Source organism: Flavobacterium sp. HJ-32-4 (assembly GCF_022532105.1).
Taxonomy (GTDB): Bacteria; Bacteroidota; Bacteroidia; order Flavobacteriales; family Flavobacteriaceae; genus Flavobacterium.
Map to the genome: position 1 here is coordinate 2,004,992 of NZ_CP092832.1, position 22,114 is coordinate 2,027,105.

The window sequence follows — 22,114 nt, forward strand, 5'->3', positions numbered from 1 at the left end:
CATCCTCGGTCCGTTACTTCATCAAAGAAGTAACCAACAGATTATAACTTTCCTCGCCGCTTAAATCCCAATTGGTATGCGCCACCACCTTATTATGGCTATCGAGCACGAAAAAAGCGGAAAACCCCATCTTTTTTACCTTACATTCCTGGCAAAACGTCGTCGAAACTAAGTCCAGCCTCTTGAAAGGATTTTTACCATTTCCGTATTTTTTAGTATCGAGTACGTAAACGGGCAACCGGAAGCCGTTGTACTTCATATAACTCGACATCTCCGGTATTCTGTCATATCGAAAACCCGAAATCGCAATAAAGTCGAACAGTGCGGAATGTTGGGAATAGAGCTTGTAGATTTTTGGGAATAGATACAGGCTCGAACTACAGGCCGGTGAAAAAAAATAGAGAACCTTATAGGGTTTCGCCGACTTATCCAATACCTTCTGTAGTCCCTCCAGGTCCGTAATCTGAATGCTGTCGGTAGCGGTCATTGCAACGGGAACCGACAGGACTTGTTCGGAACGGCCCACCGTCTGGTTTTGGGCGAAAATCAGCGTGGATGAAATAAAGGCGATAAAACCTAGAATGTACTTTTCCATAAATAGTTTAAAAAGTCGGTAGCCACTTGGCTACCGACATAGCTTATTCTAAAGTTATATGAATTCCTCCAAATTCTCCAAGATCTGGATCAAAAGAATAGGATCCTTGTTTGAATGTTAGATCGCGGCCAATCTCTAGAGCTGTTTCTAACGGTATATCCGAATCAATCTTCAAATCTGGAATTTCGTCATTTGGAATAGTTGAATCTTCTGCTAACAAGATCTCTAAATAAAACTCTCCCGTCTCTCCGTCGAACTGTAAAGGAGTGGAGTAACCTCTATTAGTCTGTTGCGGATTATCGGGTTCTAGATAAAACCATCTGGCGTTGCAAAGACCCCATCCTCGGCACTGCTTACTATGGCGCCCCCATTCTTCCCAATTAACGATCACCAATTTACCGGTACTTGGGCTAACATAATCACGGCCGCCGCGAGCTAACGTTAGGTCACCCCCGAATGATTTAAACTTGAGCGTTTTCGCAACCATGTTTTCATCGAGTTGTTGGGAGTCATTTGAACTCGAACACGAGAAAAATGCAAACGCGGAACTTACAAGCAGTAATGTGAAGATTTTTGAAGTTTTCATTTGTATTTTGATTTTTCGTTACATCTACTCTTTCGATTTTCGATTTGACTCGGCTACTTTTATTTAATGTCGATTTCACTTTCACATTCGACAAAAAGGGGGTCAGCCTATTAGGACGATTAATAAGTTTAAAAGTGGGTAGCTATGTTTATTGTAATATCTCTGTTACACCGTAAAAACGTTATAAAGGCGTTTACACCTAGTCACAAGAATTGGATTGAAACAAATGAATAAGTCACATTTCCTTTTTAGGAGTGTCAGTACTTAAAATACACGGTCCGTTTAAAACAATTGACAGATGCAAATATAAATAAACGTATTTATTTTCCTACATTATTTTATGCTTTCAGTTTACGACAATACTTCGGACGCTTTATTTAGGGTTACGAATCACTTTAAAAAGTCCATTACTTATTCGTGAAATGGAGGTAGCATAATAGTAAGTAAAAACTGATAACGACCTATCCATATCCCCAAATCAAACGTGCCCCATTACTACGAGCGTCACGTTTGCGCCATGAGGCAATAGCCGTATAGTTCCATTCCTTTCTTTTCACGACAATACTCAAGAGATTTAACGATAATCCAGAAATAGCTGTCTCTGATAAAGATATTAATCCAAAACACCGTAGCAAAACTCACGAAGTAAGCATCTGTTTTCTCCTCAAATTCGTATTTTCGACCCATCCAGTAAAGTCAGAGGAAACTCTAATCCTGGGTGCAGGTTTTCCATAGCTAATACAAAAGGCGTAGTACTAATGCCAAAGACATCTCCAATATGATCAACACCTACTCACTCAGAACCTTCACAACGGTGGTGGTTGCTGCACTCCTGATGATTTCCTGTAACAAAAAGGAGGATTCGGGTGAAGGAACGGAACAACCCAAAAACGCAACTGTTACGATCGGTTCTCAAATATGGGCCACCCAAAATTTGGATGTGACGACGTTCCGAAATGGTGATGCCATAGCAGAAGCCAAAACGGAGGAAGAATGGCGAAAAGCGGAAAAAGAAAAGCAACCTGCCTGGTGCTATTATAACAATGAGGCTGACAACGGAGCTCCATACGGAAAACTATACAACTCGTATGCCGTAAATGATGCCCGTGGTCTGGCGCCCAAAGGGTATCACATACCCAGTGCAGCGGAATGGGAGCGTTTGGTGACCTATTTAGGCGGCAATTCCAAAGACGGAAAAGTGACCGATACGGCAGGGAAAAAACTCAAAAGTAAAAGTGGCTGGTTAGAAGGCGGTAATGGCACGAATGAATCGGGCTTTTGGGGTGTTCCGGGCGGAGCACGCGATGATTTCGGCCGTTTTGACAATCTTGGCTACAGCGCGGTTTGGTGGACGTCCGACCAACAAGAGGTGGCGATTGGTTTGAACAGTATCGTATGGTATAGTGATAACCATTCCAATGCCGACAATACAAATGGCCCGGGAGCGGGTTTGTCGGTCCGCTGTATAAAAGATTAGAACAAAAATCTCGAAACGAAAGAACTGGAACTACCCCGACGGCGCGAGCGTCTCGGCTTAATATGAAAACGCACGAAGCAACACCCTTTTTCTTCCCCAAATTTGTACTTTCGACTTTCCGGAACGTGAAAGCGAGGGCACCATTGCAAGGGTAGTTGCGGCTTTAGCGGATAGTTATTTGGAGTAAATGGTTGATCGTAAAATACAATAATATGGACGGAGCACATTGGCATTTAGTGGTAAATCATCTACCCATCATTTTCCCTATCGTAGGGGTGATTGTCATGATTACAGGACTTGTTTCAAAATCAGAAGCTGTTAAGCGAACAGCATCTATGATTTTTATTCTGGGAGCATTAGCTACAATAGCAGCTATGTCTACTGGGGAAGGGGCCGAAGAAATCGTCGAAAAAATAAGTGGCGTAACAGAAAACTACATCGAAAATCACGAAGAAACAGCGGAAATCTTTGCCTTGCTATCCTATATGTTAGGAGGCATTTCGGTATTCGGTCTTTGGGTCAGTTTCAAGCAAAAATCTTTTTCGTCCATCATTTCGATTGCCACATTGGTTTTTGCTTTTGTGGTGTTATTCTTCGCCCAGCAAACAGGTACAACCGGGGGTGAAATACGACATACGGAAATAAGAGGCGGAAACGATGTACCTGCATTAGAAAAGAATAACACCGAGAAAGGCGAAGACGATTAATTGGATAAAAACAGAAAAGCAAGGTTTATTTTCCCGGCTGGGGCGAGCGTCACGCCTGGGCCGCGTCTTCAAGGCACTAAAATCGAATAATCTTCCTGTGTACGTTACGTCTGATACGGGATACGGGTTTTTGCGTAGTAGTAGCCAGGAGTGTGACGCTCACGCACGTGATCTGATGGTTTTACTTCAATACTATACTACTATGATGAAACGTTTTTTACGAACCCGATCTACAATGGAAGACAAACTGAAACGGGCTGTAGAAACCGAGAATGAGCAAGAACTCATACAGTGTCTCAGTTTTTCAAATCAGGATACGTTTGACGACGACAGCTTTGAATATATGGAAAAAGCCCTAGTGGGAACCTGGCATAGCCAACACGAAGACTTGGTGAATACAATATCCCTGAAGAATTTACGTGATGACCGATTTGTTGAACCGATAATGAACATTGCTTTAAATAGAGAGCGGTTTCGATGGTATGATGACGAATTAGAGGCTACATTAAGAAAATGTGTTCACGCTCTGAAGACCATCAAGTCGGACGCCTCAGAAACGGCTTTGGAAAAATTAAAAGACTTAAACAACGACAACGTGACGGTTGCACTTGAGATGTGGGAATGAACGGTCGACAACGCGCTGCCACGGTGCGCCAAATCTGTCACGAAGCACCAAGCTCCGCGAATGTCTCCGATTTCGCGGCAAATGTTAACCCGTTTTTTTTTGACAAATCACGTTACTTCCCGGATGCCTGCCCACTGCCTACTGCCTACTGCTCACTTCCTACTGTCCACTGCTCACTGCCCACCGCCCACTACCATTTTTAAAAGCGAATCATCATTTTTCTTGCACGATTGACAAAAACACCGCCGAGCAGCGGAAATGTCAACAGGATGCCGTTTTTTTGTATTCCAAACCCACACAATTATGAAACGCATTCTGCTATACGTGTTCCTATTGGCCCTTTCGGTCGCCCACGCCCAGAAATTACAATCGCCCGACGGCCGTTTTACGATGGACTTCTCTCTCGCCAACGGTGGCACGCCTACCTACGCATTGACGTTCAAAGGCAAAACGGTAATCAAGCCCAGTACGCTGGGGTTGGAATTGAAGAACGACAAGAAATCGTTGCGCGACGGGTTTTCCGTGGTCGACACCAAGACCGCCACGTTCGATGAAACCTGGAAACCGGTTTGGGGCGAGACGAACAGTATTCGCAACCACTATAACGAACTGGCGGTGACGCTCAAACAAGAAGGCACCGACCGCATTATGGTGCTCCGCTTCCGTTTGTTTGACGAAGGACTCGGGTTCCGGTATGAATTCCCGACCCAGAAGAACCTGACCTATTTTATCGTAAAGGAAGAACACACACAGTTCGCCATGACCGGCGACCATACCGCCTGGTGGATCCCGGGTGATTATGATACGCAGGAATACGACTTCACCAAATCGAAACTGTCGGAGATCCGCACGCTGATGAAGAGCGCGATTTCGGGCAACCTGTCGCAGACGTCGTTTTCACCCACCGGCGTGCAGACGTCGTTGCAGATGAAGTCGGCCGACGGACTCTACATCAACATCTTCGAAGCCGCCACCGTCGATTATCCGACGATGCACCTGAACCTTGACGACAAGAACATGGTGTTCGAATCATGGCTGACGCCGGATGCGATAGGGGATAAAGGCTATTTGCAATCACCCTGCACGTCTCCGTGGCGGACGGTGATCGTAAGCGATGACGCCCGCGATATCCCGGCGTCGAAGATCACGCTGAACCTGAACGAACCGAGCAAGATCGACGACACCTCGTGGATCAAACCGGTGAAGTATGTCGGGGTATGGTGGGAAATGATTACCGGCAAATCGACCTGGGCCTACACCGATGAGGTGCCGGCCGTGCAACTGGGCATTACCGATTACACCAAAGTGAAACCCAATGGGAAGCACGGTGCCAATACGGCCAATGTGAAGAAGTACATCGACTTCGCCGCCCAGCACGGTTTCGACGGCGTTTTGGTGGAAGGATGGAACATCGGTTGGGAAGACTGGTTCGGCCACTGGAAGGACTATGTGTTCGATTTCGTAACGCCCTATCCGGATTTCGATTTGAAGGAAATCCACCGCTATGCCGCTTCGAAAGGCATTAAGATGATCATGCACCACGAAACCTCCGGTTCGGTACGCAACTACGAGCGCCACCTCGACGCTGCCTACCAATTCATGAAAGACAACGGATACGACGCCGTGAAAAGCGGGTACGTAGGCGATATGTTGCCGCGGGGCGAAAACCACTACAACCAATACATGAACAACCATTATGCGTATGCGGTGCAAAAAGCCGCCGAATACAAGATTATGGTCAACGCACACGAGGCCGTCCGCCCCACCGGATTGTGCCGCACCTGGCCGAATATGATCGGCAACGAATCGGCCCGTGGCACCGAATACCAGTCATTCGGAGGCTCGAAACCCAACCACACCACCTTGTTGCCGTTTATGCGACTGTTAGGCGGCCCGATGGATTACACCCCGGGTATCTTCGAAATGGACCTGAGCAAAACCGCGCCGGGCAATACCTCACATGTGAATACCACATTGACCAACCAATTGGCGCTGTACGTCACCATTCCCGGACCGCTGCAAATGGCGGCCGACCTGCCGGAGAACTACAACCGTTTCCTCGATGCGTTCCAGTTCATTAAAGACGTAGCCGTAGACTGGGATAAGAGCGTCTACCTCGAAGCCGAGCCCGGTGAATACCTCACGGCGGCCCGTCTGGCGAAAGGTAAGGATGCCTGGTTCGTAGGAAGCGTAGGCGGCTACGACCCACGTACGTCGAACATTTCGTTTTCGTTCCTCCCGAAAGGAAAAACCTATCTGGCAACCATTTACGCCGATGCACCGGGCGCGCACTATAAAACCAATCCACAGGCCTACGTCATCCGGAAAGTGCTCGTGACCGACAAATCGAAGCTTTCGCAGTGGGTCGCTTCAGGCGGCGGCTACGCGATTAGTTTGGTACCGGCGACGAAGGAGAATAGTAGGGGGGTGAAGGCGCTGAGATAATTAGCGAATTAGACAATTAGCGAATTAGCGAATGGGCTAATTAGCGAATTACTAGACTGCAAAGAGGACGTTTAATCACGTAATGAATCGTTGGCTTCACAGTTTAACCTGACGCTACTTTTAACTCCGCGTATTTTTTCGCTAGGTAGAGAATGTATTGAGTTACAAAGTTGAATGCAACCGATTGTCATTCATTTGGAAGTTGCTCCTCATAGGCCCTGTCCATTCGCCAATTCCCTAATTCCGGCAAGATTGACACGTTACGAGTTATGGACAACTGTCTAGTTGGAAGCTCATTTACACGCCCCGCACATTCGCTAATTGTCTCATTCGCTAATTCGCTAATCCGCTCATTCCGTTAAGATTGACACGTCACAAATTTTGGACAACTTTCCAGTTGGAAGCTCATTTACACGCCATGCACATTCGCTAATTCGCTAATTCCCTCATTCGCTAATTCGCTTTCCCTCATTCCGTTAAGATTGACACGTCACAAATTTTGGACAACTTTCCAGTTGGAAGCTCATTTACACGCCCCGCACATTCGCTAATTGTCTCATTCGCTAATTCGCTAATTCCCATGCACGCCCTCATCATCGGCGCCGGCGCCACCGGCCTTTCCGCAGCACTTGAACTTCGCTCGAAAGGCGTGGCGGTGACGTTGCTGGAGGGGTCCGATCGTATCGGTGGACGTATCCACACCTTGCAGCCAGATGGTTTTTCGATAGAGGTGGAGGGAGGTGCCGAGTTCATCCACGGGGATTTGCCGCTGACGAGGGAGCTGATGGCGCGTTTCGGACTCCCGACGGTGCCGATCACCGGTTCGTATTATGTTGCGACGGGAGACGGCCCACAGAAAATAGAAGCCGTTTCGGAGGAATGGGACGCCTTCGTGTCGGCGATGGCCGCATTGGAAACCGACATGACCGTCGGGGCGTTGCTGCAACGCGATTTTGCCGCTCCACACCATGCGGCGTTGCGACAGGAGGTCCATGACCGCGCGCAGGGACTCGACCTGGCCGATATCGATGAACTCAGTGTGTTTTGCATTCGGGAGGAATGGGCGTCGGAAGAAACGGAGTTTCGCCCTGTGAACGGGTATGGCCCTTTATGTGACCGGATGTTGCAGGCCTGCTTAGGGGAGGGGTTCCGGTTGGAAACAAAAACAGCGGTGACCCGTATGGAATGGGAGGAAGGAAAGGTGACGGCCTTTGCCGACAACCGAACCTTTTCGGCGGATGCTGTTATCGTAACGGTACCGTTGCCGGCGCTGCGACGTAACCAGCCTGAAATCGTGCCCGATATTGGGCTGTCAAAACGGGCGGAAGGCGTGGGGTGGGGAGAAGTCATTAAGATAGCGCTCGAATTTGACACTGCGTTTTGGAAGAAGGACCATCCCGATCTCGGTTTTTTATTTGCAGATGAAGGCTTTACCTTCTGGACGCAGTTATCGTTACCCAAACCCCTGTTGACTGGCTGGATCGGCAACGATTACGCGCCGCAGTATGCAGACGTAACCGACTCCGATCTGGTAGCCCGCACATTGGCCAAACTGGCGAATGCTTTTCCCAGGGAATCCATCGGCGGGCGTTTACGGGCATCGGCGGTATTTCGCTATACGGCAACGTCACCAACCGGAGGTGCCTACTCCTGGTTGAAGCCCGGGAGCTACGCGGTATTGGCGCAGGTGGCGGACGGGTTTGGGGATACAATCTTCATCGCCGGAGAAGCCTGGCATCCGGAACACACCGCCACGGTGGAGGGAGCGTTGCAAAGTGGTCGCGATGCTGCACAGACGTTGTGGCGGAGAAGGAGTTCGCGTGAGGGATGGTAGCGGCAGCCCCCGACGATAGGAGGGGCTATAGCGGACAGCCCGACGGCGCCTTTTCAGTAGGCAGTGGGCAGTCGCAGTAGGCAGTGGGCGCCGGCACGCCCAAAATCGACGGGGAAGTGCAATTGCCTGCTAACCGGGATTCCTTCGCTGCGCTCGGAATGACGTTGACTACGTAGGTACGTTTGATGGAAAGAAGAAAGTTCCGGTGTTGGACATTAACTGCCTACTGCGACTGCCCACTGCCTACTACTAACCTTGCTCCTTGATACTTGCGCCTAGCTCCTAAAAAAAAAGCCCGTCGAAACGGGCTTGTGGAGTCGGGGAGAATCGAACTCCCGTCCAAACAGGCAATACGAGGACTTTCTACGCGCTTAGTCCCTGATTGGGTTTTCGTCGAAAGGTGTGGCCAGGGACCGCCGCCTTCCGCTTATCCTCTTAGGTGTCCGGACCGCCACGAGGCGGAGCGATCCGTAGGTCCGTTTTTACGGTTCCCCCTGATGGAACGCCACAGACCAGGGCTTTCCGGGAGAATCCGGCCCTCCTGCCTTGCAGGAGCGCGGCTAAATCCTACTGTAATTCAGATTAAGCAGCCAGAGCGTAATTAGATTCGCCGTGTAAAGTGTTGAAACATTGGATAACGGGAGATGTTTCCGTTCCCGACGTGCTTATCGTCGCATTCGACCCGCTGTCAAAACCAGTCGACCCCGGGAGGGCAAAGATAGGTTGCAAGGAACAATGTACAATGCACAATGCGCAATTTTTAGGATTGGGTTTGCTTCGGCTGCGCCTCGCGGGGACGTGTTTAGTGCTATGGATCGTGTTGTAGGGAGGGTTTGCTTCGGCTGCGCCTCGCGGGAACGTGTTCAGTGCTATGGATCGTGTCGTAGGGAGGGTTTGCTTCGGCTGCGCCTCGCAGGGAGGTGTTCAGCGCTATGGATCGTGTCGTAGGTAGGGTTTGCTTCGGCTGCGCCTCGCGGGAACGTGTTCAGCGCTATGGATCGTGTTGTAGGGAGGGTTTGCTTCGGCTGCGCCTCGCAGGGAGGTGTTCAGCGCTATGGATCGTGTCGTAGGTAGGGTTTGCTTCGGCTGCGCCTCGCGGGAACGTGTTCAGCGCTATGGATCGTGTTGTAGGGAGGGTTTGCTTCGGCTGCGCCTCGCAAGGACGCCTTTCCCTTTGCGCTGGTAGGGGTAGTTAGTTTCTACGCTGCTGAGAACGTTGGGAAATGGGGAGGTGTGTCATTGCGAGGCGCAGCCGAAGCAATCAATTCCCTTCTTCCTCCCCCACCTTAAACGGATAGTCCCCAAACGACGGCGTCAGTTTCCACGCCTGCCACGGCATAGCGGAGTATTTGTTGGCGATCCCGATGATGGTGACGGTATCTTTCTTGAGGGTGATGTAAGACGAGGTGTTGCCGTGCCACCATCCGTTGTGGTAGAGCATCTTCTGGCCGGTTTCCCATTCGTAGATGCGCATGCCGTAGCCGTAATTGCGTTTTCCTTTCGATTCATAGCTTTTGCCGCTCCACGCTTTTTCTTTTAAAGCGGTGCTGAGGAAACCGGGGGCGTAGGTGGCGATGTCGAATTTGAGCAGGTCGCGCGGGGTAGAGTAGATGTTTTTATCGCCACAGGTGCCGTCGGTCCAGTCGAAGGCTAGGCGTATTTTGTTGCCTTTGTAGCTTTGGGAGACCTTGTCTTTATCCGTGTCGATATTGAACACGAACGTATGCGTCATGCCGATCGGGTCGAAGAGGAGCTTCTTCATGGCCGTCGGGTAGTCCATTCCGGTGACCTTTTCAATGATGAGCGCCAGCAATACGTAATTGGTGTTGCAGTAGGCGAAACGGCGTCCGGAATAGAAATTCAGCGGGAATTTGTATTGGTTGAGGAGGTCGAGCACATCGTGGTTTTTCATCGGTTTGGCATGGTCCCATACCTTCTGGTCGTCGCCGAACCAGGCATAATACGGAATCCCGCTGCGGTGGCACAACAGCATTTCGACGGTCACGCCGGGGTAGGGAAAGGGATTGAGGATGGTGCTCACGTCCTGGTCAAGGCGCAATTTCCCGTCGTCTACGAGTCGCAATACGACGGCAGCGGTAAGCACCTTACTCATAGAAGCGATGTGCAGGGGCGTATCGCGGTCGATTTTGCTTTCGGTTTCGATCCGGCCGTAGCCGCTGTATTTCTCAAACAGGATTTCGCCATTCTTCGCCACCAGAAAGCCGCCGCTGGTGTGGTTGCGCTCCCAGGTGCGGTTGTAGAATTCTTCAATGTGGGGCAGATGCGCCTCTTTATAAGAAGCAGGCACCTTTGGCATATGCACCGCAAAAGGGGAGGGAGAGGATTTCGGGTCGGCCGGTGTGCGGTCTTTTTTGGAGCAGCCCAGGGCGCACAAGACAAAAAAGAGATAAAAAAGGGAACGATTCATGCTGATGGGGCTCTTTCGCAAATATAGGAAACCCCGCTTCTATTTTGATCGCTTCGAACCCTGTGAACCGAGCGTTGGCGGCGGGTTCTATGCCATGCGGCTGAAAGACTGACGATTATAATTTATTAAAATTTTACGTGCGCTATGGCACGTTTGAAATATCGAGTTATATTTGTAACAATTCTAACATTGTTGGTGAAATTTTTTATTTTTGTCAACCGTTAGGTCATAACTACAAACAAACTACAACGTTTTCGTAAAAACATTAAGGTGTTTTTATTAAATTTCTGATTACGCTATGAAAATTGCAATCATCAGGGAGCGAAAGAGTCCACCGGATCGGAGGGTTGTTTTCGCGCCTGCGGCCTTACTGTTGCTGAAACAGCGGTTTCCGTCGGTCGAGATCAAGGTTGAAAGTTCGGATGTCCGCTTTTTTACCGATGAGGAGTACCGCAACGCCGGTTTTGAAGTGACCCAGGATGTCAGCGACTGCGACATTTTTATCGGTGTGAAGGAAGTCCCGGCCGATGCCCTGATTCCGAACAAGAAGTACTTTTTCTTTTCGCACACCATCAAGAAGCAACCCCACAACCAAAAGATGATGCAGGCCATCATCGACAAGGAAATCGACCTTTATGACCATGAAACGGTTGTCGACGCGAATTTCCGTCGCCTGATCGGTTTCGGACGGTATGCAGGGATTGTGGGTGCGTATAACGGCATCCGTGCGTTCGGACTCAAATACGAACTGTTCGCACTGCCGAAAGCCGAAGTGTTGGAAGGCAAGGAGGCGCTTATCGAACGCCTTCGCCGCATCACACTTCCCCCAATCAAAATCGTACTGACCGGTCATGGCAAAGTGGCCATGGGGGCGAAGGAAATACTCGAGGCGATGAAAATCAAAGAGGTTACGCCGGCGGCGTTCCTTGAAAAAACCTACACCGAGCCGGTTTTCGCCCAACTGGATACCCTGGATTACAACCGTCGCCTTGACGGCAATGAAGGTTCTACCATTGACTTTTATAAATATCCGCAACAGTATACGTCAGATTTCGGCAAGTTTGCCAATGCGGCCGACATCTTCATGGCGGGTCACTACCATGCGGCAGAGTCACCGGCTATCCTGACGCGTGACATGCTGAAGGATCCGAAGTGTCGTATTAAGATCGTGGCCGATATCTCGTGTGATGTCGATGGTCCGATTGCGTGCACCGTACGTCCGTCAACCATTGCGGAACCACTTTATGGCTATTTGCCCTTCCCGCACGAAGAGGCTGATTTTTACCATCCGGGTGCTATCGGTGTGATGGCGGTCGACAACCTGCCGTGCGAACTTCCGAAAGATGCCAGTGAAGGATTTGGGGAGATGTTCCTCGAACACGTGATCCCGGCTTTCTTCAATGGGGATAAAGAGGGCATACTCGAACGCGCGATGATTACCCGTGGCGGACGATTAACCGATCGGTTCCGGTATCTGGAGGGATACATCCGCGAAAAAAAGTTTGAGATCGTCCCGTAACCACGGGACTTTTTTTTGCTTTCCCGTATATTTGGGGGAAATAGGAAGCTTTGAAGAAGTTCTTGCCTGCATTATGGGTTCTCCTGCTGGCGACCATGCCTACGTGGTCGCAGCAAACGCTTCCGTTTACCGAGAATTTCACGAAATCCGACTACCAGGGCGATAACCAAAACTGGAATATCGTCCAGGGGGCTGACCATGCGATGTATTTCGCCAATAACCGCTTTTTACTTCGCTATAACGGCGTGCGGTGGGAGAAGTATACGCTGCCCAATAAAACCATCATCCGCTCGCTTTACGCAGAAGGGGATCGCATCTATTGCGGCTCCTATAAAGAGTTCGGCTATTGGAAGCGGGTAGCGGGAAAGATGCACTATACCTCACTGGCGGCGTCGGCTGACTTCTTCAATGGCAAGTCGGAGAATGAGGAGATTTGGAAGATCTTTCGCTTCGGCGACAAACTCTACTTCCAGTCGTTCAACATGCTCTTGACGATCGACAAGGGTGGCCGTATTGCCAAAACCATGCTGGCCGACCAGATTTCGTATTGCTATGAGGTGTCGGGCAACTTGTTCATGGCGACGGTCCGCAAGGGCATCTACCAGCGGGTAGGGGAGCGGTTCGTGAAGCAACCCGGTTGGGAAGCGGTGGAAGGGTCGATCATACACCATATACAAGGGTATAAAGGAAGGACCTATGTCTTTACCCGTGCGAACGGCGTGTTTGTGACGGACGGTGGTCGTTTGGTGCCGTGGGATTCTCCGCTCAACGAACGCTTAAAGTCGGAATCGATCAACGCAGCCCGTTTTGTCGGGAACCGCCTCGCCATTGGAACAGCGCAGCAGGGTCTCTATCTCGTTGACATGGAAACCGGGGGGTGGAAGAGCCTCAATCGGCAGAATGCCATTCGGAACAATGCCATTTTGTGTATTACGGTCGACAAAGAGCAGGATTTGTGGCTCGGACTCGACAATGGGATTGCGCACGTGGAGATCAATTCACCGGTGGAGTTGTTTACGGACAATTCGGGCGTGTTGGGGTCGGTATACGCCATGGCCGGTTTTAAAGATGGTTTTTTGTTCGTGACCAATCACGGGGCGTTTCGCTACCAGGACGAACAGTTGTCGCTTTTACAAGGTTCCCAGGGACAGGTATGGGACATCTACCCGTATGAGAACGGTTTTATATTAGGGCACAACGACGGCACTTTCGTATTCGACGGCTCGAAATTGTATCGGGCGAACACCGTCAATGGGGGGTGGGAGTTTTTTCATAGTATTTGGGACGATGCCTATTTCCAGGCGAATTATACCGGTATCGCGGTGTATAAATCATTGGCAGACCTGTCAAATCCCCGGATCCTGGGCGGATTTACAAAACCGATACGTTATGTGGCACAGGAGCGACCGGGCGAATTGTGGGCGGCCGACAACTATCGTAGCCTGTATCGGATTAAGTATGACAGCCAGTTCCGTACAACCAGTATTGAAAACGTGTCCCAGCAAAACGGGATTTCCAATGATTTTGGGGTAAAGATTTTCAATTATAAGAATGAGGTTCTTTTCCTTATCGACGGTATTTGGTATACCTACAAGGCCATCACGGGGAAGTTGGTCAAGGATGAGGTGTTCAACGGGGCGTTCGCGCATATATCCGACATCATTCCGGTTGATGACCAACGTTTCATGGTCGTTCGTGATGGGGTACTCTATATGGTGTCGCAAAAACGACATGCTTTCTATTGGGACCTCTTGCCGGAAAAATACTATGGGGGTAAATTGATTTCCGACGACACCAAAGCATACACGCGTGGCCAGGGTATACTGCTGAACCTCGATGACGGGTTTCTGTCGTACGCCCCGAATCGTACCTCTGGCCAACCGGCTAAAATTGTGGTAGAAGGCTACTACCAAGGCGACTTGATTACGGATGACACGGATATCCTTTACAACCAACCCGTCGAAATCAATGCCATTTCCGACTATTACGGGTTTGGGCGGCCGGAGTTGTACTACCGTGTGAATGGGGAAGGACGGTATGAACGGGCCCGAAACGGTCATGTGATCCTGAACAACCTCGACAGCGGGCTCCAGGAAATAGTGTTCTATCGCTTCGACGGTCATGGTTATGTAAAATTGGCCGAATATGCGTTTTCGGTAGACCGACCGTGGTATTTCTCGGGCTGGATGATCCTGGTATATATGGTATTGGCGGGAGCTGTGTTCCTGTTGTATTACCAGTGGAACAAATTCCGGTACCGCCAGAAATTGCAGTTAAAAGAAGAAGAACTGCGCCACCAAAAGAAGATATTGGAGCTGCAATTGAAGTCAGAGAACGAACAGTATATCCAGCGTTACGAGAAACACATCCTCGAATTGGAAGTACAGGCCAAATCGTCTGAAGTGGCTGGAAAATCGCTCTCCATCGCCAAGCACGGCGAAATGATCGAGACCATCAAACGCATCATCGAGGAAGAGAAGGATGTCTCCAAACTAAAGTCGGAGATTCGCAAAACACTCAAAGCCAACGCGGTGAGCAAACACGAATGGGAGACATTCGAAACCAACCTGAGTCAGGTACATAGCGAGTTCATCAAAGCGCTGTCAACGCGTTATCCTTCACTGACCCCGCGGGACATTCGTTTGTGTGTTTACCTGAAAATGAATATGTCATCAAAAGAAATCGCGCCGCTTATGAATATCTCGTTCCGTGGCGTGGAGCTGCACCGCTATCGTCTTCGCAAGAAACTCGATCTGCCACAGGAGGCGTCGCTTTCGAAGTTTATGAATTCCCTCTGAATTCGCGAAAAAATTTAATTCCCCATTTTTTTTACCGTTTTTTTATGATGATTTCCCATACATCATCATTACATCATCTGTGGCAAAATATATTTTCAAAAGACAGGTGTATTATATTTAATTTCAAACACTTAAAAAAATTTTAACATTTTTTGATGTAGTGTTGATGTAGGCGTGTCAGATGCCACTATAACGTTATAATTGATTAATTTGGCATTGCTAACTTTAACAAATATTAACATATGAAAAATTTTATCATTTGCCTTATGGCGTTCATATGTCTACCCGCCTTCGTTTCCGCTCAGGGAATCAAGGGAAAAGTGGTAGATGAAAGTGGACTGCCATTACCGGGAGTGAGTGTTTCGTTGGTCGGCACCACTACGGGAACCGTTTCGGACATCGACGGTAATTTCTCCGTCAAAGCCAAAGCGGGCGACCAGCTTCAGTTCTCATTCGTTGGTTACACCACCCAAACCGTTTCGGCAGCGGACGGCATGACGGTAAACATGCAATTGTCGGCTACCGAGTTGAAAGACGTAGTCGTTCAAATTGGTTACGGCTCAGCGAGCAAGCGCGATTTGACGGGTTCGATCGTGAAGATTAATGGGTCGGAGATCGCCGACAAGCCGAATGCAAACCCATTGGCTTCCCTTCAGGGACGGGTTGCCGGTCTGAGCGTCGTGAACAACGGGCAACCGGGCAGTGAGCCAGACATCCGTATTCGTGGAACGGTAAGCCGTTTCAACACAAAACCTTTGTATGTTATTGACGGAATATGGAACGATAATATGTCTTTCGTTAACCCGAACGATATTGAGTCAGTTGAGATTTTGAAAGACCCTTCGTCCCTCGCGGTTTTTGGATCGAAAGGAGCTAACGGTGTCATCATCGTCACAACGAAACGTGCAAAAGCCGGCAAAACCACTGTGACGTTTAACACCTCTGCCGGTGTCAAGGCGATTACAGGTAAGCCTGAGATGACCAATGCATCGCAATTCCAATCGCTCTTTAACCAAGGGTTAGCGCAACAGGGAGCGGCACCATACGATTTCTCATTGTATACAGGAAATACGGACTGGGTGGATGCAATCAAGCAAGATTCTCCTATTATTTCCCAGTATAACCTTTCTGTCTCAAATGCGACCGAAACTAATAAGGTCTATTTGGGTGTGGGATACTTGCAAGAAGAAGGTCTGATTCGCAATGAACTCTACAAGAAGTTCACATTCAACTTCAATGACGAGCTGAAAATTGGAGATCGTATAAAAGTAGGAGGTGCCATGAATGGTTATGATGCACGCAATCCACAACTTCACGATTTTATCGGTGCGCTTAATGCTACTCCGGTTGTTGAGGCGTTCAATCAAGATCAAGGACTTTACAATCAATTGCCAAACGCAATTGGAGGGCCACAGATAGGTAACCCGTTGGCGGATGTTGAAATCATGCGCAATGGCACCCAGTTGAGCCGCGATACCCGTTTCGTAGGTAGTCTGTTCGCAGAAGTTCAGTTGATTGACGGTCTTTCACTCCGTGGTTCTTACCTGGGTGACCTTTGGTTCAACAGAAATAGGGGCTATACTCCGGTATTTAATGTATGGGCGGCGGATGCACTCGTAACGCCAACAGAAGACCTTCGTATCACACCATATAGTGGCAATACACTTACTTCGGTAAACCAGGCCAAGACGGACTATCAAAAGCTACAACAAGACGTCAACCTGACATATAAGAAGAGTTTCGGTAAGCACGACGTAACCGCATTGTTTGGTTACATGCGATATGAGGAAATCCTGTCTAGCATGTCAGGTAAAGTGACGCAGGAGCCAGGAGGTGATCCGATTCCAAATGACCCTCGTTGGTGGTGGTTGAATGTCTTCCCAACCGGTTCACAGGACGAAGATAACCGTACTGTTTCAAGTGAACAATGGGATCGTGCAACCGTGTCTTATCTGGGCCGGGTACTGTACAACTACGACGGTAAGTATATCTTCAACGCGTCTTTCCGTCGAGATGGTTCTTCAGAATTGCGTAAGTGGCAGAATTTCTGGGCTGCGGGTATTGCCTGGGACATGAGCAAAGAAGCATTTATGCAAGGTTCTAAACTCAACTACCTGAAGGTAAAAGCGTCTACAGGTCAACTGGGTAACCAATTCCCAAGTATCCACTACCCGGGCTATCCGAACTACGTACCGGGTGCGAGCGCGGTGTTTGGGGAGCAACTGGTACCGGCCTACATTCTTGCTTTCCAGAACAACCCTAATCTTCAATGGGAGGTTGTAAGTTCGCTTGAAGGAGGCGTGGAATTGGCGACGTTCAATAATCGTCTGTCATTGGAAGCCAACTATTACACAAAGAGAACGACAAACCTGATCAACCCAGTATCGGGTACTGACGACTATTATATCAACGCGGGTAGCATTGAAAACCGCGGCATCGAATTGATGGCTAGTTGGAGAGATAAAGTGGGCGACATTGAGTACTCCCTCTCTGGAAACCTTACAACCATGAAAAATGAGGTTACAGAAGTGTACAATCCAAACAACCTTCCGAACTATTACGTACTCGACGATATGACGATCTTCAAAGAAGGTAGTCCAATCGGATCCTTCTACGGCTATGTAGTAGACGGAGTATACCAATCGGTAGCCGACCTTCTCGATTCACCACCAAACTCACTCGGTGGCGGCGTGGGCGACTTGAAATTCAAAGATGTAAATGGAGATGGATCGATTACAGACGCTGACCGTACCGTCATCGGAAATCCGACACCTGATTTCACTTACGGAATCTCTGCTTCGGTAAACTGGAAAGGATTCAGTCTTTCTGCTGACTTTCAAGGTGTTTATGGAAATGAAATATGGCGTGCATGGGGTAACGGGGCGACCTACGCGCCGTTTAACTACCGTACAGACAGACTCAACGCCTGGAACGGACCTGGTACTTCAAACTGGGAGCCTCGTGTGAACCCAGATGCGGCGGGTTACAATACCTTGCCTTCTACTTATATGATCGAGGATGGAAGCTACTTCCGTGTACGTAACATCCAGATTGGGTACACATTTGACAGCAAGGTCCTCGACAAGCTTAAAATTGCAGGTCTTAAAATCTACCTGAACGCTCAAAACCCTTTCACTTGGAAAAACAACTCCGGATTCAGCCCTGAAGCTGGCGGAAGTCCTACCAAGTTCAGCATCGATAGCGGCGGATATCCCGTTCCTTCCATTACAACGTTGGGCATCAATGCATCATTCTAAAAAAAATGACTTATGAAAAACAATAGAATTTTAAAATTTTCTCTGATCGGTGTGTTGTTGCTGGCAGGTTTGAGCGCCTGTAACGACTCCGATTTTCTAGACCGCAAACCTTTAGGTCTTGCAACCGAAGGCGACCTGTCGAATACGGGTGGCTTCGAGGAAAAGGCATTTGGTTTATACGGACAGTTGCGCACGGAAGACGGCGTAACGAACTGGGTACGCTATTGGTTCCAAAGCATTCGCTCGGATGACGCCATGAAAGGAAGTAACACCGGTGACCAGGCCAGCCAGGGTACCGTATTTGATAGCTTTCAGTATCAGGCAGCGAATGGCTTTGCCGAGGCGAACTGGAAAGGACATTACCGCATCATCTATTCGTGTAATGATCTGATTGCAGCGGTGGATGCACTTCCATCACCCGATTCAGGTTCGTTGATAAACAAAGCAGAGGCATGTGCCATCCGCGCTTTTTGTTTCTTTGAACTACGTCGTGATTTTGGGGAGATTCCTCTCGTAACTAACGTAGTCGATACGCCACAGGATGAGATCAAGGCAAAATCGTCGGTAGCGGAAGTTGACCAACAAATTATCGCCGACCTGACCTTCGCGGCTGAGCATCTTCCAGTAAGTTGGCCTGCCTATCCGGGTCGTGCTACAAAAGGTTTCGCCCAGACGCTGTTAGGAAAAGTATACCTTTATGAAGGAAACTGGGCCCAGGCACTGGCGCAATTTGAAAATGTGATCAACAGCGGTACTTATGGATTGTATCAAGACCGTAGCAAACTGTTTCTGAAAGAAGCAGACAACTCTCCAGAGTCTGTTTTCGAGATTCAGTTCCTCCGTGTTGGTTCTACCAATTATTCTAACAACTATTGGGAATCACAAGGTATCCGCGGTAGCGCCGTATGGGATTTGGGCTGGGGCTTCAACGTTCCGACACAGAACCTGATAGACGCTTTCGGTTCAAGCGATCCGAGATTGGGCCAAACGGTACTCTTCTCAGGTCAGGACGACGGTTACGGAAATGTAATTCCTTCTGCTCCGCCGCTCGACCAACCATATTGGAACAAGAAGGCCTATACGTTGAAAAGTGAGCGTGAGGCATTTGGGGAAAACAAAAACCACTGGGCCAATATTCGCATCATTCGCTACGCAGATGTGCTTTTGATGGCTGCTGAAGCAGCAAATGAACTCGGACAGACTTCCGTGGCAACAGGCTACCTGAACCAGGTTCGTGCTCGTGCCCGGGCTAACAACTCGAGCGTATTGCCGGACATTACATCAGGTGATCAAACAACCGTACGCAATGCCATCAAACTCGAGAGAAGACTCGAACTGGCGCTGGAAGGCGAACGCTTCTACGACCTTGTTCGTTGGGGTGATGCCACCACCGTTTTGGCTCCAAACGGCTATGCCGACAAAAACAAATGGTTCCCGATTCCGCAGTTTGCGATCGACCAGTCCAACGGTGTGCTGATCCAGAACCCTAACTATTGATGAATAATGTGTAATCCACAAATATCATGACTATGAAAAGAATGAAGTTTACCAATTTGAGCCTTGTGCTTCTGGGAGCACTGGCATTTACGGGTTGCCAACAGATGGACCAACCAGCTTTGGGCGATTATCCGATCGATGAAAATCCTGCGGGAGGACCATTGAAATTTTATGTAACCTTTGACCGCGAGAGTGATAACAAGCTCATGCAGGCGGTTGATGAAACGCGTGCCAAGTTCCCAAGTGACAATAGCTTCACACAGGGGGAAGGCGTGTCGGGTAAAGGTGCCTGGGGCGTTTCCGACAAGATGATTACGTATTCAAGTGCAAACGACTGGGCTGCTACAGCCGAGAGTTTCACGTTATCATTTTGGGAGAAGCACAACGGTCAGACGAAGAATGGCACAAACCCTGGTGCTGAGCACGTATTCAGTATCCCATCTTCTAACGGGCACTGGTCAGGCGCTACCATGTTCCTGTTGTTCGATGCAGCACCTACCACTACGGCAGCCGCTGTTAAGTTTGTGATGGTCGACAAGAATATGGCCGACACCTGGATGACGTGGGAAGGCGGCGGTTCCATCGAAGGAATCATCGACAACCAGTGGCACCACTTTGTGTTTACCTACAACGCAAGTACGTCTGATTTCACGCTTTGGATCGACGGTGTCAACAAAGGAACTAAGACTTGGACAGGTCACGGGCCGCTCAACCTCGACGCTGCAAAAGTGTCTGGTTTCCGTATCGGAAATGGTCCACAGTCGCAAATTCCTAGCGGTGACAACTGGCTGTATTCGAACTGGAAAGGCGGACTCGACCAATTCCGCTTGTACAACACAGTGTTGACCGAAGCTGAGATCCAGGATCTCTTCACAAATAAGAAGTAATTGCATAGCCTGCCAGGTGTAGGCCTGGCAGGCTTTTTTATTGCCCCCAATGAGATTAATCCACTACATACCTTGTTCACTTTTATTGTTGTTCCTCAATTGTAGCAACGATAATTCAAAACCGAATCCCGTAAACGAGAACCCGACGTATACTGATACAGAGCTTCTCGATATGGTACAGAAAGACGCCCTCAAATATTTTTGGGACTATGCGCATCCTGTATCGAAACTGGCGCGCGAGCGCTACCACGTTGACCAACCGACCTTTGATCAGGATATCGTAACGACTGGCGGTTCCGGCTTTGGTATCCTTACATTGCTGGTAGGTATTGAAAGAGGCTTTGTCCCCAGGGCGGAGGCTGTTTCAAGGCTTACTACCGCAATGGATTTCCTTGCCAACGCAGACCGTTTCCACGGTGCCTGGCCGCACTGGATGAACGGCAATACCGGCGATGTCATTCCGTTCGGAACGGTTGACAATGGCGGTGACCTCGTAGAAACGGCTTTTTTATGTGAGGCGTTGATTTGCGTACGTGAGTATTTCAAAAACGGAACGACTGCCGAACAGCAACTGGCCCAAAAGGCCGACGTTCTTTGGAAAGGAGTAGAGTGGAACTGGTATACCAAAGGAGGCGAAGACGCTCTCTATTGGCACTGGTCACCCAACTACGGCTGGCAGATGAATTTCAAACTGGAAGGATACAACGAGTGCCTCGTAACCTACGTGCTCGCTGCTTCATCTCCCACCTATGCCGTAGGCGCCGCCGCCTATCACACGGCCTGGGCGCGCAGTGGAGGAATCGTGCACAACGGACAACAGTACGGCTATCCCGTTATCCTCAATCACAATGGCGCAACTGGCAATGTCGGACCACTTTTTTGGGCGCATTATTCCTACCTCGGACTCGATCCGACGCAGCTCACCGACCAATACGCCAACTATTGGGACCTGAACCGGAACCATTCGATGATTATCTATGAATATTGCAAGGCTAACCCAAGGAACTATTTCGGTTATTCGGATAAATGCTGGGGCTTAACGGCGAGCTATACCCGAAACGATGATGGTACCACCGGCTATGCCGCGCACCAGCCATTGGAAGACCGGGGTGTGATCAGTCCGACCGCAGCGCTGTCGTCATTCCCCTACACGCCCGAGCAGTCGATGCGCTTCCTTCGGTATCTGTATGAAGAGAAGAAAAATAGTTATGTAGGAGTCGCAGGGCCATATGATGCGTTTTCGCCGAATTACAGCTGGGTGACGCCGCGCTACCTCGCCATTGACCAAGGTACCATTGCCCCGATGATCGAGAACTACCGTTCCGGGCTGTTGTGGAATTTGTTCATGAACGCACCGGAAGTCCGCCAAGGCTTGCAAAACCTCGGCTTCTCGTCATCGAAACACGGAATTTAAATTGAGATTTCATACTATAGGTTTAAGTTAGAGTTATTATTGATT

General features: G+C 49.3%; 14 protein-coding genes and 1 other RNA gene. 11 read left to right on the forward strand and 4 right to left on the reverse strand.

The annotated features are described in order from the left end of the window. Window positions 1-13: 13 nt before the first annotated feature. Window positions 14-595, reverse strand: a complete 582-nt coding sequence (locus MKO97_RS08315; protein ID WP_241102750.1) for a hypothetical protein — start codon at window positions 593-595, stop codon at window positions 14-16. Between the two features lie 43 nt (window positions 596-638). Next, window positions 639-1,181 carry a hypothetical protein gene (locus MKO97_RS08320; protein ID WP_241102751.1) on the reverse strand — a complete coding sequence of 181 codons (543 nt, stop codon included), beginning with the start codon at window positions 1,179-1,181 and terminating at the stop codon, window positions 639-641. A 778-nt stretch (window positions 1,182-1,959) separates the two neighbouring features. Here MKO97_RS08320 and MKO97_RS08325 point away from each other — a divergent pair. From MKO97_RS08325 to MKO97_RS08345, 5 genes are all read left to right on the forward strand, one after another. Further along, entirely contained in the window at window positions 1,960-2,658 is a 699-nt protein-coding gene (locus MKO97_RS08325) for a fibrobacter succinogenes major paralogous domain-containing protein (protein WP_241102752.1), read from the forward strand. A 212-nt stretch (window positions 2,659-2,870) separates the two neighbouring features. Further along, window positions 2,871-3,365, forward strand: coding sequence for a hypothetical protein (locus MKO97_RS08330; protein ID WP_241102753.1), 495 nt, complete (start codon window positions 2,871-2,873; stop codon window positions 3,363-3,365). Between the two features lie 235 nt (window positions 3,366-3,600). Continuing rightward, window positions 3,601-3,990 (forward strand): hypothetical protein, encoded by a 390-nt coding sequence (locus MKO97_RS08335; protein WP_241102754.1) that lies wholly within the window; start codon window positions 3,601-3,603, stop codon window positions 3,988-3,990. A 303-nt stretch (window positions 3,991-4,293) separates the two neighbouring features. Then, complete coding sequence (locus MKO97_RS08340; protein WP_241102755.1) at window positions 4,294-6,435, forward strand: glycoside hydrolase family 97 protein; 2,142 nt, start codon at window positions 4,294-4,296, stop codon at window positions 6,433-6,435. A 580-nt stretch (window positions 6,436-7,015) separates the two neighbouring features. Further along, entirely contained in the window at window positions 7,016-8,269 is a 1,254-nt protein-coding gene (locus MKO97_RS08345; RefSeq protein ID WP_241102756.1) for an NAD(P)/FAD-dependent oxidoreductase, read from the forward strand. A 309-nt stretch (window positions 8,270-8,578) separates the two neighbouring features. Here MKO97_RS08345 and ssrA read toward each other — a convergent pair. Together ssrA and MKO97_RS08355 are read right to left on the reverse strand one after the other, a co-directional pair. After that, window positions 8,579-8,975: a transfer-messenger RNA gene (ssrA, locus tag MKO97_RS08350) on the reverse strand. Between the two features lie 555 nt (window positions 8,976-9,530). Continuing rightward, window positions 9,531-10,697, reverse strand: a complete 1,167-nt coding sequence (locus MKO97_RS08355) for a serine hydrolase (RefSeq protein ID WP_241102757.1) — start codon at window positions 10,695-10,697, stop codon at window positions 9,531-9,533. Window positions 10,698-10,995: 298 nt separating this feature from the next. On the opposite strand from MKO97_RS08355, the gene MKO97_RS08360 reads away from it, so the two are divergent. The 6 genes from MKO97_RS08360 (at window position 10,996) to MKO97_RS08385 (ending at window position 22,069) form a co-directional block, all read left to right on the forward strand. Continuing rightward, window positions 10,996-12,216, forward strand: coding sequence for an NAD(P)-dependent oxidoreductase (locus tag MKO97_RS08360; protein ID WP_241102758.1), 1,221 nt, complete (start codon window positions 10,996-10,998; stop codon window positions 12,214-12,216). A gap of 50 nt (window positions 12,217-12,266) precedes the next feature. Then, complete coding sequence (locus tag MKO97_RS08365; RefSeq protein WP_241102759.1) at window positions 12,267-15,014, forward strand: histidine kinase; 2,748 nt, start codon at window positions 12,267-12,269, stop codon at window positions 15,012-15,014. Window positions 15,015-15,256: 242 nt separating this feature from the next. Beyond that, entirely contained in the window at window positions 15,257-18,271 is a 3,015-nt protein-coding gene (locus MKO97_RS08370) for a TonB-dependent receptor (RefSeq protein WP_241102760.1), read from the forward strand. Between the two features lie 12 nt (window positions 18,272-18,283). Then, complete coding sequence (locus tag MKO97_RS08375; RefSeq protein ID WP_241102761.1) at window positions 18,284-19,768, forward strand: RagB/SusD family nutrient uptake outer membrane protein; 1,485 nt, start codon at window positions 18,284-18,286, stop codon at window positions 19,766-19,768. 32 nt (window positions 19,769-19,800) lie between these two features. Next, window positions 19,801-20,655: a LamG domain-containing protein gene (locus MKO97_RS08380; RefSeq protein WP_241102762.1), complete on the forward strand. Its 855-nt coding sequence runs from the start codon at window positions 19,801-19,803 to the stop codon at window positions 20,653-20,655. Window positions 20,656-20,704: 49 nt separating this feature from the next. After that, a complete protein-coding gene (locus MKO97_RS08385; protein WP_241102763.1) occupies window positions 20,705-22,069 on the forward strand; it encodes a glucoamylase family protein in 1,365 nt (454 codons plus the stop codon). The last annotated feature ends 45 nt before the right edge of the window (window positions 22,070-22,114 follow it).